The organism is Christiangramia sp., assembly GCF_029937855.1.
Classification (GTDB): domain Bacteria; phylum Bacteroidota; class Bacteroidia; order Flavobacteriales; family Flavobacteriaceae; genus Christiangramia.
The window spans coordinates 1-16,722 of the sequence record NZ_JAPYPC010000023.1; the positions used below are offsets into that span (position 1 = coordinate 1).

At 39.3% G+C, this 16,722-nt stretch carries 9 protein-coding genes; 8 read left to right on the top strand and 1 reads right to left on the bottom strand.

Annotated elements, in window-relative coordinates:
- The 5 genes from Q1K34_RS12240 to queG all read left to right on the top strand — a co-directional run.
- On the top strand, window positions 1-1,196 hold a 1,196-nt coding region (locus Q1K34_RS12240), incomplete at its 5' end, for a cytochrome P450 (protein WP_300439176.1).
- Between the two features lie 185 nt (window positions 1,197-1,381).
- Entirely contained in the window at window positions 1,382-2,476 is a 1,095-nt protein-coding gene (locus Q1K34_RS12245) for a nickel-binding protein (protein WP_300439179.1), read from the top strand.
- Window positions 2,477-2,623: 147 nt separating this feature from the next.
- Window positions 2,624-3,184 carry a nuclear transport factor 2 family protein gene (locus tag Q1K34_RS12250; protein ID WP_300439182.1) on the top strand — a complete coding sequence of 187 codons (561 nt, stop codon included), beginning with the start codon at window positions 2,624-2,626 and terminating at the stop codon, window positions 3,182-3,184.
- Window positions 3,185-3,270: 86 nt separating this feature from the next.
- Window positions 3,271-4,644, top strand: coding sequence for an FAD-dependent oxidoreductase (locus Q1K34_RS12255; protein WP_300439185.1), 1,374 nt, complete (start codon window positions 3,271-3,273; stop codon window positions 4,642-4,644).
- Between the two features lie 64 nt (window positions 4,645-4,708).
- Complete coding sequence (gene queG, locus Q1K34_RS12260) at window positions 4,709-5,635, top strand: tRNA epoxyqueuosine(34) reductase QueG (protein ID WP_300439188.1); 927 nt, start codon at window positions 4,709-4,711, stop codon at window positions 5,633-5,635.
- Here the strand turns inward: queG and Q1K34_RS12265 are convergent.
- Entirely contained in the window at window positions 5,632-6,405 is a 774-nt protein-coding gene (locus Q1K34_RS12265; RefSeq protein WP_300439191.1) for an energy transducer TonB, read from the bottom strand. The two genes, queG and Q1K34_RS12265, sit on opposite strands and share 4 nt — an antisense overlap.
- A gap of 137 nt (window positions 6,406-6,542) precedes the next feature.
- On the opposite strand from Q1K34_RS12265, the gene Q1K34_RS12270 reads away from it, so the two are divergent.
- From Q1K34_RS12270 to sprA, 3 genes are all read left to right on the top strand, one after another.
- Window positions 6,543-8,831 carry an NADP-dependent malic enzyme gene (locus Q1K34_RS12270; RefSeq protein ID WP_300439193.1) on the top strand — a complete coding sequence of 763 codons (2,289 nt, stop codon included), beginning with the start codon at window positions 6,543-6,545 and terminating at the stop codon, window positions 8,829-8,831.
- Between the two features lie 88 nt (window positions 8,832-8,919).
- The gene (ruvA, locus tag Q1K34_RS12275; protein ID WP_300439195.1) at window positions 8,920-9,501 is read left to right on the top strand and encodes a Holliday junction branch migration protein RuvA; all 582 of its coding nucleotides are present in this window, start codon (window positions 8,920-8,922) and stop codon (window positions 9,499-9,501) included.
- 5 nt (window positions 9,502-9,506) lie between these two features.
- Window positions 9,507-16,661 carry a cell surface protein SprA gene (gene sprA, locus Q1K34_RS12280; protein ID WP_300439198.1) on the top strand — a complete coding sequence of 2,385 codons (7,155 nt, stop codon included), beginning with the start codon at window positions 9,507-9,509 and terminating at the stop codon, window positions 16,659-16,661.
- Window positions 16,662-16,722 lie beyond the last annotated feature (61 nt).

The window sequence follows — 16,722 nt, forward strand, 5'->3', positions numbered from 1 at the left end:
TTAATAAATCTGTGATCTTTTCACGTGATGCCGGCTTGGTGGAATATGTCCTTCAGAAGAACCAAAAGAATTTTATAAAATCAGAAATACAGACTAAAGATCTCGTAAAATATGTAGGGGAAGGTCTACTGACTTCTGAAGGTGAACACTGGAAAAAGCAGCGAAAATTAATTCAGCCAGCGTTTCATAAAAAACAACTTGCTAATTTGCTAGGTTCCATAAAAGAGGCTGTTTGCGATGAATATAAAAAAATAACCACCGAAAAGGAGATCGATATTTTTCCTGTTTTTAATGATCTTGCCTTTCAAACTGTGGTAAAATCTTTGTTTAGCAGTGCCGCCAGTAAAAAAGAGATCAATAGGCTACAGTTTATTACCGAAGAGACTCAAAAAATGTTGGTAAGGGAATTGCGGCAACCATATTTAGGCTGGTGGTTTAGCCTGAGCGGAAAGATTGATAGTTATGTGCAGCTTACCGATGAGGCCAGAAGTATTCTAAGAAAAATCGTCCATCAGCGCAGGGAATCTAAAGAACGTTTTGACGATCTCCTGGATATGTTGCTGGAGGCACAATATGACGATGGTAATTTTATGGATGAGGAACAGCTTATTGACGAGATTTTGATATTATTTACCGCAGGACATGAGACCACTTCTAATTCCCTCACTTTTACAATGCAACTTTTAGCTTTAAATCCCGAATGGCAGGAAACGATTTTTGTGGAGGTAACCGAATTGCGAAAAGAGTCTGATGATTTAATGCATTTGGTGACCAAGGCTACAAAAACACAAATGGTGATAGAAGAGTCGATGCGTATGTATCCACCGGCGTATTTTATAGACAGGGTAAATTTGGAGGCTTTTGACTATGAAGGTAAATATTTTGAAGAAGGATCAAATTTGCTGTTTTCTTTACATGAAGTTCACCGTCATCCCGATCTTTGGGAAGATCCCGATATTTTTAAACCGGAAAGGTTTTCTGAAGGAGGAAGAAAGTTTTCTTCGCAATATTTTCCTTTTGGGGCGGGACCCAGAAAATGTATAGGAAACAACTTTGCGATGTTTGAGATGATCATTGCAGTGGCAGAATTGGTTAATGATTATAAACTTCTTCCGGTTTCTGATGATATCGATATTAAACCACTGATCACCCTTAAACCAAAAAATGCGATTTTAAGCTTTGAAAAAAGACCTTAAAATACTCTAAATACTGGCCTTCTGATGTTCCTTGATAATGTTAAGGAATTTTCTGGTGTTCATTACCCATCTCCCTAAAAAAAGTCTGATCAATTTACTTTAGATGCTAAATCCTTTTTAAAGATTTTTTAATTAAATTTAATAGCCTGTTATTCAAATGATTACGTTTAATTAAATTCCAGGTGATGCCTGTATTCATGGATTATCATTTTTTGCCGGGACTCACCATTGAAGATGTGAAGAAGGCACATCTGGCCGATAAACAACTGCAGGAGAAATACCAGGTGGAGTTTCTTCAGCTCTGGGTGAATAAGGAAGCCGGTACTATTTTTTCTCTGATTGATGCCCCTAATAAGCAAGCATGTTCTGATATTCATCAGGAAGCGCATGGCGCTATTGCGTGTAATGTCATTGATGTAGATCCTGGGCTGGTATATTTCTTAATGGGTGATGATAAATATTTGCAACATGGCATTGTGCATACTTCCCGGGGAGATATTGACACCGGATACCGATACATATTATGCATAGATATAACCTCGAAAACAGATACCGATATTCCTATATTTTCAAGGAGGCTTACCGAGACTATAACTGCCCAGGGCATTGCAACAAGTATTATTTCAGAAAATAACGGTAAAAAGCTTGAAAATATAGGAGAAGAAGGCATCATAGCTGTTTTTGAAAAAGCCGATGAAGTAATGGAATGTGCCCTGGAATTGCATGAGGTATTTGCAAGCAAAGTAGATGCGGCGGAATGGAATTTAGAATTCAGCCTGGGAATTAATTATGGCCCGCCGGTAACAATGGAAGAGGGTCTTTTTTCTGAATCTGTCGCCTATGCAAAATACCTTAGCTTGATGGCAAATCATAGAGAAATTTTGGTTCCGGGTATTTTTACAAAAACAGGTTTCTTTGATAAATTATGTACTGACTGCAAAAAAGTTAAGGTTATAACAGAAAGGGATCAGCATTTCGTTCAGAATTTTTTTAGACAGGTAGAAAAACATTTTTCAGATGAGGGTTTTTCTTTAAGTATTTTATGTTCAGAAATTGGGGTGAGTCGGGCTCAATTATATCGGAAGGTGATGAAGGTTACCGGGCGCTCACCTGGCATCTTTATTCGATGTTTAAAAATGCACAGAGCTCTCTCTCTGATAAGGGAAGAAAATTTAAATATTTCTGAAATAGCCCTTGAAGTAGGCTACAATAATCCCTCCTATTTTTCAAAATGTTTCCAGGAACGTTTTGGAATTATGCCATCAAAGGTAATTAGTTAGCCTTCCAGGAATTTTGAACCAAAATTTGTATTTATTGAGCTAAATGAGGTGGAATCAAAAGTAGCATGCATTTAACTTTGTTTTCATAGTGGGAGACAGCACAGCTTAAGAGTTAAGCGTTCCTGTCTAATCTTTAATATAAATATTATGAAAACTAGACTAGTATTAACAGTAATTCTATCGTCCTTTTTCTTTTTCTATGGTTGTTCAGATAATGAGGACAATCTTATAGAATCAGAATTGGTATCTCAAGGTTCATCTTCACTCACGACCTCATCTGCATCTAAAAGTTCCTCAGTAACTTCCCAAACTTTTCCGCAAGCACAGCAAGAGGTCCTGGAGACCTGGGAAGCCATTGTACAAAGTGTCAAAGAGGGGGATCTTGACGAGCTTATTTCTTTTCATGCGTATAGCCCTAAGTTTACCGAATTTAAAAATGGAGAGCTAAGAAATGGTAGTGAAGCAAATGAAGAATTTGAACGCGGGGTTTTTGGTTCTGTCACAGAGGTAGTAAAACTTGAAGCACAGGACATGGAAATTGCTGTATATTTTGGTAATGTGGCAAATATGACCTTTCACTCTAATTTTCATCTTAAGTTTGGAGAAGATCTTGTTGTTATTAGAGAACAAACTTCTTTACTATTTGTCAAAACAAAAGGTGAATGGAAAATTGTTCACGAACATCATTCTCCATTGAATGCTGGATAGAAGTCAGTTTTCACAAGCAATGATCCTGCTATAATTCTGTGTTATTTCAGAATATACTTATTAACTAATTAAATATCTCCGCAATTATGGAAACTAAAATTAAGGAACTGAAAAGCCGGATTAAAGGCAGGATCATTATGCCAAAAGATAAGGATTATAATGAGGCCAGAAAGATTTACAATGCGATGATCGATAAACATCCGGGAATTATTCTGAAATGCAAGGATAAGGAAGATGTTATTCAGGCAGTGAATTTTGGACGTGAGAATGCACTCGAAGCTTCCATAAGGAGTGGAGGACATAGTGGAGCGGGGCTTGCCCTATGTGAAGATGGACTCGTGATAGATCTTTCTGAAATGAAAGACATTCAAATAGATCCTAAAACAAGTACTGCGGTTATATTTCCAGGAAATACCCTGGCAGATATAGACAGGGCTACTCACGAACATGGCCTTGCATTGCCCAGTGGTATCATTGGTTCTACAGGCATTGGTGGAATCACTCTGGGTGGCGGGATTGGATATTTAAGCCGGAAAGGCGGTTTGACCGTTGATAATCTTTTGGAAGCTGAAGTTGTGCTGGCATCCGGAGAACTGGTTACCGCAAGCGAAAAAGAAAATCCCGATCTTTTCTGGGCGCTGCGTGGAGGAGGTGGTAATTTCGGAGTAGTAGTCTCCTTTACTTTTAAGCTGATTCAGATCAAAAATGTATATGCCGGCCCTATGTTCTGGCCTTTGGAAGATGCAGCAGCTGTCATGAAATTTTATGATGAGACCATGCAGAAAGCTTCTAATGATCTCTATGGTTTTTTCGCGTTTCTCATAGTACCTCCGGCAGATCCGTTTCCGAAAGAGCTACAAAATAAGAATGTTTGCGGCGTGGTATGGAATTATACCGGGCCTATGGAAAAAGCGGAAGAAGTTTTTGAACCAATACGGAAGTTTGGCCCTCCAATCCTGGATTTTGTAAGCGAGATCCCCATGCCTGTCCTAAATGGTATGTTCGATGCTCTTTATCCTTCCGGGCTGCAGTGGTACTGGAAAGCTCATATAATTAAAGAACTTACCGATGAAAGTATTAGTGTAAATATGGAATACGGTTCTAAAATTCCTACGATGCATTCTACCACGCATTTATATCCAATCAATGGAGCGGTGCATGAGATTTCTCCTGGAGATACTGCCTGGATAAATCGGGAAGCAAGATATTCGCAGGTAATTGTGGGTGTTTCTCCTGAAGCATCAGATGCTGAAAGGATCACCACGTGGTGCAAAGATTATTATAATGCTTTAAAACCTTACGCTGCTGGAGGAGCTTATGTGAATTTTATGATGGAAGAGGAAGAAGGACGGGTGAAAGATTCGTATGGTATTAATTTCAAACGCCTTGGGCAGATCAAGAAAAAATACGATCCCGAAAATTTCTTCCATATAAATCAGAATATTAAACCCTGCGATTAATTCTGAATTATTTTTATTCTGAAAATGATATTTGTAGTATAATGAATAGCTTTGCTTCAGTAAGATGAATTTAAAGGAAAAACATACACAACTTATAAAAGCCGAAGCCAAACGCCTCGGCTTTCTTTCGTGTGGCATTTCCAAAGCTGAGTTTTTGGAAGAAGAAGCGCCCAGACTGGAGAACTGGCTTGATAAAAATATGCATGGGGAAATGCGCTATATGGAGAATTATTTCGATAAGCGCCTTGATCCCACCAGGCTGGTTCCGGGTTCAAAAAGTGTCATTTCTCTATTGCTGAATTATTTCCCTTCAGATTTTCAAAATAAAGACTCCTATAAGATCAGTAAATATGCTTACGGAAGGGATTATCATTTTGTAATTAAAGATAAACTGAAGCAACTTTTGTCATCGCTCCAGGATGAAATTGGGGATTTTCATGGTCGAGCTTTTGTAGATTCAGCTCCGGTGCTGGATAAGGCCTGGGCAGCTAAAAGCGGACTCGGCTGGATTGGAAAAAATTCGAATTTGCTTACCAAGCAGGTGGGTTCGTTTTATTTTATCGCAGAGCTTATAGTAGATCTGGAACTGGAATATGACAGCCCGGTGACCGATCACTGCGGAAGCTGTACCGCCTGTATTGATGCGTGTCCTACCGATGCCATCGTAGAGCCTTACAAAGTAGATGGCAGTAAGTGCATTTCTTATTTTACGATTGAATTGAAAGACGAGTTGCCAGAATCAATGAAAAACCAGTTTGATGACTGGATGTTTGGTTGTGATGTTTGCCAGGATGTGTGCCCCTGGAACCGTTTTTCAAAACCGCATAATGAACCGCTTTTCAATCCTCATCCCGATCTTTTGGAAAATGAGAAAAAAGACTGGGAAGAGATCACTCGTGAAACTTTCAATGAGATATTCCGAAAATCTGCCGTGAAACGAACTAAGTATGAAGGCTTAAAAAGAAATATTGGTTTTTTGAAAAAAAATTAAATATTCTCAAATTGATAGTTAATCCTTACACTAACAGCTTCTTCATTTTTATTCAATGCAGGCTTTATTACCTTAATATTTTTCAAGATAGATCTTACCGCAATTTCCAGCTTCTTATTGGGAACGATCACCACAATATTGTCTATTTCGGATTCTTTGGTAATGACAAAAGTTAATTTTAGTTTGCTTAGTTCGCTAGTATCAAAATTCTGTTGCTTCAATTTTCCGATAATTTCCATTCGAAATTGAGTCTTAAGACATTCCTTATCTGCATCACAGTTTTCAATTTCCGGCGGAATAGTAACATCGCTTAGGTTGACAAAATCTTTATTTGATAGTTCAGTGTGGATAAATTCATCATAATTATCGAAATTTTTCTTCTGAAATTTCACTGGCAAGGTATAAATAACAGCTACACTCTTTCCATCTTTAATAGCGGGTTTACTTATCCGAATCTTTTTAACCAGTCTCTTTGCTTCTTTTTCAAGCGGTTTTGAATTTGCTCTTGTTTTAATGTTGGTAATATCTCCTTCCGCGGTAATAATAAACTGGGCATAAGCAGTTCCTTCCCCACCGTTTATTAATTTCATAATATTAATATTCTGGTTTGCATATTTGAGAATAGAGCTTTCAAAACATTTAGGAGAATTGTTGTCTTTACATTCATTCTCAATTTTAGGTGGCTGGTCTACCTCCTGAATACTATAATTTTGAGATAACACGAAAGTGGATGGCAATAAAAAGAATGCCGCTACTAATAATTGCTTCATTTCAATTAAATTGAAGATCTAAAGTAAGAAATTATGTGGAATCGTAAATTTTACGATACTGTAAAGCTTTTAGCTTTATTATTTTATTTAAGCATGTATCCTTGTTAACTTTGTCTGTTATCCAATAAAATTGAATTATGAGTAACACTTCCAGAAAAAGAAGAGAGGCACTGGTTTATCACGCAAAACCGAAGCCCGGGAAAATTGAAGTTGTACCAACCAAAAAATATGCTACCCAAAGGGATCTTTCCCTGGCATATTCCCCCGGTGTTGCTGAACCCTGTCTGGAGATAGAAAAGGATAAGGAGAATGCTTATAAATATACTACCAAAGGTAATTTGGTAGCGGTGATTTCTAACGGAACCGCTGTGTTAGGGCTTGGTGATATTGGTCCCGAAGCTTCAAAACCAGTAATGGAAGGAAAAGGTCTTCTGTTTAAAATTTTCGCCGATATTGATGTTTTTGATATTGAAGTGGATACCAAAGATGTAGATAAATTTATTGAAACCGTCAAGAATATCGCTCCAACTTTTGGAGGGATCAATCTTGAAGATATCAAAGCTCCTGAAGCTTTTGAAATAGAACAGCGATTAAAAGCTGAGCTGGATATTCCGGTAATGCACGACGATCAGCATGGAACCGCGATCATTTCAGCAGCCGCTTTGCTAAATGCCCTGGAACTGGCCAAAAAGAAGATTGAAAAGGTTAAGATCGTAATTAGTGGCGCAGGAGCAGCCGCCGTTTCTTGCACAAAACTATATAAAGCTTTTGGTGCAAAAGCTGAAAATATTGTAATGCTGGATAGTAAAGGCGTTATTAGAAAAGACAGGAATAACCTTTCCGAGGAGAAAGCAGAGTTTGCTACTGCCAGAAAGATTGATACTCTGGATGAAGCGATGAAGAATGCTGATGTTTTCGTTGGTTTATCTATTGCCAATATTGTTTCTCCTGAAATGTTGAAAAGTATGTCTAAACGACCTATCGTTTTTGCCATGGCAAATCCTAATCCGGAGATAGATTACCAGTTGGCTATGGATACCCGAAAAGATATTATTATGGCTACCGGTCGTAGTGATCATCCAAACCAGGTAAATAACGTACTTGGTTTTCCTTTTATTTTTAGAGGAGCCCTGGATGTAAGGGCTACAAAGATTAACGAGGAAATGAAAAAGGCCGCGGTAAAGGCGCTTGCAGAATTGGCCAAAGAAGCGGTGCCGGAACAGGTAAATATCGCTTATGGAGAAACTCGCTTAAATTTTGGTGCTGACTATATTATACCAAAACCATTTGATCCGAGATTAATTGCGAAAGTGCCGCCCGCAGTAGCTAAAGCAGCAATGGAGAGCGGTGTTGCGAGACAGGGTATCCAGGATTGGGAAAAATATGAAGAAGAGCTTCTGGAGCGAATGGGGAATGAAAATAAGATTACCCGGTTGCTGTTAAATAGGGCTAAAACCAATCCAAAACGAATTGTTTTTGCGGAAGCAGATCATTTAGATGTGCTGAAAGCGGCTCAGATTGTAAGAGACGAAGGTGTTGGAATTCCAATTCTTTTAGGAAGACGTGAAGTTATTAAGGAATTAATGGCTGAAATTGATTTTGAAGAAGAAAATGTTAGCATTATAGATCCAAAATCTGATGAAGAAGAAGAGCATAGAAAGAATTATGCATACCAATACTGGCAGACGAGGCATCGGAATGGAGTGACCAAATACGACGCAGAAAAATTGATGCGGGAACGTAATTATTTTGCTGCCATGATGGTAAACGAAGGTGACGCAGATGCGTTGCTTTCAGGTTATTCTCGAGCCTATCCAACAGTAGTAAAGCCAATGCTTGAATTGATAGGGATGGCCAAAGGAGTTTCCAGGGTTGCGGCTACCAATGTGATGAATACTTCCAGAGGTCCTATTTTTATTAGTGATACCTCTATAAATATAGATCCGCCGGCAAAAGATTTGGCTAAGATTGCCCAGATGACAGCACGTACGGTGCAGTTATTTGGTATGGAACCGGTGATCGCGATGATCTCCTATGCTAATTTTGGTTCTTCAAAAGATGCAAGAGCGAAGAAAGTGAAAGATGCAGTTTCTTATTTACATAGGTTTCATCCGGAATTAAATGTAGATGGAGAGCTGCAGACAGATTTTGCTCTTAATAGAGAAATGCTTCAGAGTAAATTTCCCTTTTCTAAACTAGCTGGAAAAAAAGTGAATACGCTTATTTATCCCGATCTAGATTCGGCTAACAGCACCTATAAGCTTATTAAAGAGCTTAATAATGTAGATTCTATTGGTCCTATTATGATGGGAATGAAAAAACCGGTGCATATTTTACAATTGGGAGCCAGTGTGGAAGAAATGGTAAATATGGCAGCCGTTGCAGTGGTAGATGCACAGGAGAAAGAAAAGAAACAAAAAAAGTAAGATAATTCCCTTCAAATTAAAAGGCAGGACCCAAATCCCTGCCTTTAGTTTATTTTACTACATTTGAGACTGAATACAAGTTTTTTTCATGATTCATCATTTAAAGGGGCAGTTAATTGAAAAAAATCCTACATATGTTGTTATAGAATGCAACGGGATTGGATATTCTGTAAATATTTCGCTCCACACCTTTTCCCTTATTCCAGATTCTGAAGCGGTAAATTTATATACCCATCTTCAGGTAAAAGAAGATTCCCATACCCTTTATGGTTTTGCTGAAAAATCTGAACGGGAAATATTTCGACTATTAATTTCAGTATCGGGAATTGGAACCAATACGGCCAGAACAATGTTATCTTCGCTCCAACCACGAGAAATATCCGAAGCAATTGCCTCTGGCGATGTTGCAACTATTCAAAGTGTAAAAGGAATTGGGGCAAAAACCGCCCAAAGAGTTATTTTAGACCTTAAAGATAAGGTCTTGAAAGTGCTGGGTGATGATGAAGTTTTTGTGTCTCAAAACAATACTAACAAAGAAGAAGCGTTATCTGCTTTAGAGATCTTAGGTTATAACAGACGCCAGGCTGGTAAAGTTGTAGAAAAGATTCTCAAAGAAGATCCCGAATCTACCGTAGAATCTATTATAAAACTGGCTCTAAAAAAGCTGTAAGTAAATTGAGGAACTATTACCCGAAGTTATCTGTACCGGTACGCTTAATTTTCCTGATATTACTGGTATTTTCAGTGGATGCTGTAGCTCAGGAAACGCCACAGGATACCACTGCAACCGGTTATGTACTGGGTGAGATAAACCTTCCCAACCCTGAAAGTATAGAATCTAAATATGAATATGATCCTATACTCAACCGTTATTTCTACAAAGAAAGTTTAGGTGAAATCAATTTAGGACTTCCGCTGGTTTTAACACCACAGGAGTTTGAAGATCTTGTCTTACAGCAGGAAATGCGTAATTATTTTAAGCTGAAGAATGATGCCCTCACCGGGAGGAAAGAAGGTTCTGAAGATATCCAGCGGGACCTTTTACCAGACTTTTATGTTAATAGTAACTTCTTTGAATCGATTTTTGGCGGATCTGAAATTAATATTGTACCACAAGGATCGGTTGAACTGGATCTTGGCCTCTTATATACAAAACAGGATAATCCTGCATTTTCACCCAGGAACAGGCGAAATCTTTCCTTTGATTTTGACCAGAGAATTAGTCTGAGTATGTTGGGCCAGATAGGGGAAAGGCTTCAGGTTACCGCAAATTATGATACTGAATCTACTTTCGATTTTCAAAACCAGCTTAAACTGGAATATACTCCCAATGAGGATGATATTATTCAGAAGATTGAAGTGGGTAACGTAAACATGCCATTAAATAATGCTTTGATTCAGGGCGCACAAAGCCTTTTTGGCTTTAAGACCGAATTGCAGTTTGGTAAAACGAGGATCACCGGTGTATTTTCTGAACAGAAGTCGGAAAGAAGAACCGTAAATGTAGAAGGTGGTGCCACCGTTGAGGATTTCGAAAGATTCGCCCTGGATTACGACCAGGACAGGCATTTTTTCCTGGCGCATTATTTCCGTGATACGTATGATGAAGCCCTGGAAAATTATCCTTTTATCAATACCAATATTCAAATTAAAAGGATCCAGGTTTGGGTTACTAACCGTACAAATAATATTCAAAATATCCAGGATACACGAAATATCGTTGCTGTCCAGGATCTTGGAGAGACAAATGTGCCAGGAAATATAGGATTGGATACTCCTCCCGGCGGTTTCTTTAATCAGCCTCCCGGAGCTTTTCCAGATAATACGGTAAACGATTTTAATCCGTTTGGAATAACAGGTTCAGGTCAATCTATACTTACACCGGCTATTCGTGATATTGCAACGGTAGATCAGGGTTTTGGGCCCGTAACGGTTTCAGAAGGGATAGATTACGCCAAACTGGAGAATGCCAGGCAATTAAAACCTTCGGAATATGCCGTAAATACACAGCTGGGATATATTTCATTAAACCAGCGCTTGAGTAATGATGAGGTGCTTGGAGTGGCTTTTCAGTATACGATTAATGGGGAGGTTTACCAGGTGGGGGAATTTGCCAATGACGGGGTGAATGCTAACAATGATGATACCGGTCAGGACCCAACAACTGGAACAAATTCCAGGGCTAGCCAGAATCTGGTGGTAAAATTGCTAAAAAGCACTATTATCAACGTGAACGAACCGGTCTGGGATTTGATGATGAAGAATATCTACAGTCTGGGTGCCTATCAATTGGAGCGCCAGGATTTCAGGATGAATATTCTGTATACAGATCCACAGCCACTTAACTATATAAAACCGGTGGAGGGCACCAGTTTGCCAGCAGATGTTGCCGATACTCCCCTGCTTCGGGTTTTTAGGCTGGACCAGCTGAACAATATTAACGATCCTATAAATGGGGGCGATGGTTTTTTTGATTATGTTCCGCAGATCACCATAGACCCGGTGAATGGAAATATTATTTTCACTACAGTGGAGCCTTTCGGTAGCCATTTATTCGAAAAACTTGATGAAACCCCCAATAGCGGGCCTGAAGACTATACTATTCCCGACACCTGGAATGAGAATCAGCAGCGATATGTTTTTAGGGCCATGTATCGCACCACTAAAATTCAGGCAGAGCAGGAAGAGGCCGATAAGAATAAATTTCAGCTTAAGGGACGATATAAATCTGCTGAGGTTGAAGGAATTCCCATAGGTTTCAATCTTCCGCCGGGATCTGTAACGGTGACTGCGGGAGGAAGGATACTTCAGGAAGGAGTGGATTACGTGGTGAACTATGAATTGGGAAGGGTTCAGATCCTGGACGAGGCCTTGCTGGCTTCTGATATTCCTATTCAGGTAAATACTGAGAATAATGCGTTGTTTGGTCAGCAAACAAAACGTTTTACTGGTTTAAATGTAGAACATCAGTTTAACGAGAATTTTCTTATTGGCGGTACTTTGATCAACCTTAAAGAGCGACCTCTAACCCAAAAGGCTAATTATAGTTATGAGCCTATTAATAATACTATTTTGGGCCTAAATTTAAATTATAGTACCGAAGTTCCTTTTCTAACCAGGCTGGTAAATAAATTACCCAATATAGATACCGATGTGAAATCTAATGTTTCGGTTCGGGGGGAGTTCGCTTATTTGCTCCCGGGATCTCCGGCTTCCAATGATTTCGATGGAAAAGCAACTACATATATAGATGATTTTGAAGCGGCTCAGACTTCTATAGATATCAATAATCCTTTAAGTTGGGAGCTTTCCAGTGTGCCTATTGGTTTTGGAGGGGAATTAGCCAACGGTGATTTAAGTGTGGGTTATAAAAGAGGGAAAATGTCCTGGTATACTATAGATCCGGTATTTTACAGTAATAGAAGACCGGAGGGTGTGAGCGATTCAGATATTTCCACCTATGAAGCAAGGAGAGTGGCAATAAACGAGATATTTCCCAACGTAGATGTGGTACAGGGTCAGCCACAAGTGCTTTATACCATGGATGTGGCTTATAATCCGAAAGAGCGTGGTCCTTATAACTACAATCCTGCTGCTTCAGGATCTAATACTTTACCTAATCCCGCAGGAAATTTTGGAGGTATTATGCGTCCTATCAATACCACCAATTTTGAACAGTCTAATGTGGAGTATATCCAATTCTGGGTGATGGATCCATATATTTATCCCGAAAATGCTGGAAGCTCCGGGGGTTCTATTAAATTCAATCTTGGAAATATTTCTGAAGATGTGCTTAAGGATGGTAGAAAGCAATATGAGAACGGGCTGCCAGAAGGGGAAGAAGAGGCAAATGTTATAAATACTGCTTTTGGGGTGGTGCCTGCAGATAATTCCCTGGTTTATGCTTTTGATACGGAAGGTGAAGCCAGAACGATGCAGGATGCTGGTTTCGACGGTCTTCGGGATGCAGAGGAAGCTCTGAAATTTTCAGATTTTGCCGGGTTGCCAGATCCGTCGGCCGATAATTACCAATATTTTTTAAATGTTGATGGAAGTATTTTGGATAGGTATCGAAATTATAACGGAACTGAAGGTAATTCGCCTACTCAGGTAACCGATACTAACCGGGGAAATACCACTTTACCAACTACTGAAGATATAAATCGTGACAATACCATGAACACGATCAACAGTTATTTTGAATATGAAATCCCTTTCTTCCAGGGGATGGATATAGATAATAACCAGTATATCTCAGATGTAAAAGAACTAACCACGACCTTAAGAAACGGGCAGGAGCTGCCGGTACGCTGGCTTCAGTTTAAAGTGCCAATTTTTGAACCTACTGATGCGATAGGTGGGATTGCCGATTTTCGATCCATTAGGTTTATAAGAATGTTCCTTACAGATTTTCAGGAACAAACGCTTCTTCGGTTTGGGACGATGGATCTTGTAAGAGGAGATTACAGGCGGTATACACAAAGCTTATTTGAAGATCAGGGTCAGATAGAAAATCCTAATACCCTGTTCGAGGTAAATGCCGTGAATATTGAAGAGAATGAAAACAGGCAGCCTATTCCTTACGTACTGCCGCCGGGAGTTCAAAGAGAGGAATTGTATCAAACAAACACGAATATCAGGCAGAATGAGCAATCCCTATCTTTAAGAACTTGTGGGCTTCAGCCTCAGGATGCGAGGGCAGTCTATAAGAATTTCCAGATTGATATGCGCCAGTATAAGAATCTTGAAATGTTTCTTCATGCCGAATCACTCTTAAATAGGCAGCCGCTTAAAGACGGTCAGTTAGTGGCATTTGTAAGAATGGGAATCGATTTTACCGATAATTTTTATCAAATAGAAATTCCGCTTTCACCAACCCTTTTCGGAGCAACGACTCCTGAAGAAATTTGGCCGGAAGTAAACAGGCTGAATTTAGAACTGGATCTTTTACAGCAAATAAAAACGGCAGTATTGGGAGATCCTTCCCTGGTTTCTACAGATCTTAATTTCTTTACAGAGGAATTGCAGCCTGTAAATGCAGAAGCTCCTTACGATATGGGCAGGTTAAGAATAGGGGTGAAGGGTAATCCAAGTTTTGGGAATGTGAGGCTATTAATGGTTGGGGTGAAGAATGGGACCAGTGTAGATGGCATTACAGATCTTTGCGGTGAAGTATGGTTTAATGAGCTAAGGCTTTCAGATCTAAAAAATGAGGGCGGTTGGGCCGGTGTGGTAAGTATGGATAGTAATCTGGCCGATTTTGCCAATGTTTCGGCTACAGGAAGAAGAAGTACCGTAGGATTTGGAAGTATAGAGCAGGGGCCAAATCAGCGAAGCAGGGAAGACCTTAAACAATATGATTTTGTGACCAATGTGAATATGGGGCAACTGCTTCCGAAGAAATGGGGTATAAAAGTACCTGTGAATTATAGTAGGGGCGAGGAGTTGGTCACTCCCAAATATGATCAGGAATTTCTTGATGTTGAACTTGACACCAGGTTAGAAAATATTCAGGATCCAGAAGAAAGGGATCGCGTGGAAAAACAATCACAGTCTTATACCAAAAGGGAGAGCATCAATGTGATTGGATTGCGTAAGGAAAGAATGGGAGAGAAAACGCCTATGCCTTACGATATTGAGAATTTTGTATTCTCCACTTCTTATAATCAGGTAAACCATCGCGATTTTGAAATAGAAGAAAGCCTGGATCAGAGTGTGCGGGTTGGTGGAACTTATGAATTTAATTTTCCCGAGAAAACGTTAGAACCATTAAAAAATATCGCAGTTCTGGATAGTAGTGAATATTTCGCACTTTTCAGGGATTTCAATATCAATTATCTTCCTTCAAATATTAACGCCAGTTCCAACATCTTCAGGCAGTATAATGAACAAAGATTTAGATCCCTGGAATTAAGTGAGGAAGATATCAATATTCCAACCCTCTATCAACGAAATTATCTATTCGACTGGCAGTACGGTGTAAATTATAATCTTACCAGGTCCTTGAGTTTTGCATTCAATGCCAGTAATAACCGAATTATTAGAAATTACATAGATGAAGAAGGTTTTGCAGATGACAATATTGGTTTGTGGGATGATTTCTTCAATATCGGAGAGCCTAATTTGCATTATCAAACCTTACAGGTAAACTATCAGCTGCCTCTGGAGAAAATTCCGGTATTACGATTTATTAAAGCAACCTATTCTTATACCGGGGACTTCCAGTGGCAACGAGGATCCAGAATTTATCAGCAGTTAGAAGGTATTCCAAATATTGGGAACAGTGTGCAGAACTCCAATACGCACCAGATCAATGCTAATTTAAATATGCAGGATCTTTATAATTATGTAGGCCTGGTTGAAAAGAAACCGGCAGGTGCGGGAAAAAGCATTCAGGAAAGAAGCCGTGGGGTGCCAACTTTAGGTCCTCCGGGGCAAGAGAAGGAAGAAGAACAGATTAAACCGCAACCAAAGGGAAATAAAGCTTATAATACTTTAATCAGCATAGCCACGGGTATAAAAACATTTCAGGTAAATTATCGTAATAGCAGGGGAATTTTCCTTCCCGGATATACTGAAAGTATAGGTTTTATGGGAACTTTTAGGCCTACTGCCGGCTTTACGTTCGGCTCCCAGAACGATATAAGATATCTGGCTGCAGAGAGAGGATGGCTAACTTTGTTCCAGAATTTCAATCAGCAATACACAGCATTAAAGAATGAGCAGTTAGACTACCAGGCAGGTTTAAGTTTTTTACCAGATCTTACGATAGAACTTACCGGAAGAAAGAATTTTTCAGAGAATTATTCTGAAAATTATAAAGTAGATCCAAATTCACTGGAATACCAGTCACTTACGCCCTATACCTATGGAAATTTGAATATTTCAACCATTCTGATTCAAACAGCTTTCAATAATTCTACGGAAACAAGTTCGCAGATATTTGAAACTTTCAGACAAAACAGACTGGAAGTAGCAAGAAGGCTGGCACAACAGCGTGGGCTTAATCCCAATGATGTTGATGAAGAAGGTTTCCCGGTTGGGATAGGCAAAACAAATCAGGCCGTGTTGCTGCCTGCATTTATAGCAGCTTATTCCGGAAAGGATGCAGGTAATGTAAAGCTAGGAGCCTTCAGGGATTTTCCCATGCCTAACTGGAATTTAAAGTATACTGGATTAATGAGGCTTGAGTGGTTTAGGGATAAATTCAGAAGGTTTTCCCTGAATCATGGGTACAGGGCAGATTATACGCTGAACCAGTTTCAGACGAACCTGGATTATGATCCAGCCAATCCCGAGGAAGTTAACCAGAATGGGGATTTTAAGAATCCCATACTTTTTTCTAATCTTGTATTAACCGAGCTTTTCACGCCACTCGCCAGGATAGATTTTGAAACCAAAGGCAATATACAGATCCTTGCTGAACTGGAGAAAGACCGATCCCTGGCTTTTAGTTTTGATAATAATCTTTTAACCGAATACAGCGGAAATGAATACACCCTTGGATTGGGATACCGAATAAAGGACCTTAAGATCGCTACGGCACTTGGTGGTAGGAGAAGGGTGCTGAGCAGTGATCTTAATTTCAGGGCAGATGTATCTTATAGAAAGAACCGAACCATAGTTAGGTATCTTGATCTTGCGAATGCCCAAACCATCTCTGGCCAGGATATCTGGTCTATCAATTTCAAAACAGATTATGCGTTTACCAGGAATCTAACCGCAAGATTTTATTACGATCATACATTTTCAGAATATGCAGTTTCCACGGCTTTTCCTCAAACCACAATCAGGTCTGGGATTACCCTTATATATAATTTCGGAAATTAACGAAGCCATATTTGAACAATTCGCCTAAAAAGCTAACTTTGCGCTCTTATAAAACTATATT

Bases quoted from the DNA above. Each gene is read 5' to 3' on its own strand.
- Q1K34_RS12250 (WP_300439182.1), top strand. From the start codon at position 2,624: ATGAAAACTAGACTAGTATTAACAGTAATTCTATCGTCCTTTTTCTTT.
- Q1K34_RS12255 (WP_300439185.1), top strand. From the start codon at position 3,271: ATGGAAACTAAAATTAAGGAACTGAAAAGCCGGATTAAAGGCAGGATC.
- Q1K34_RS12265 (WP_300439191.1), bottom strand. From the start codon at position 6,405: ATGAAGCAATTATTAGTAGCGGCATTCTTTTTATTGCCATCCACTTTC.
- queG (WP_300439188.1), top strand. From the start codon at position 4,709: ATGAATTTAAAGGAAAAACATACACAACTTATAAAAGCCGAAGCCAAA.
- Q1K34_RS12270 (WP_300439193.1), top strand. From the start codon at position 6,543: ATGAGTAACACTTCCAGAAAAAGAAGAGAGGCACTGGTTTATCACGCA.
- Q1K34_RS12245 (WP_300439179.1), top strand. From the start codon at position 1,382: ATGCCTGTATTCATGGATTATCATTTTTTGCCGGGACTCACCATTGAA.
- ruvA (WP_300439195.1), top strand. From the start codon at position 8,920: ATGATTCATCATTTAAAGGGGCAGTTAATTGAAAAAAATCCTACATAT.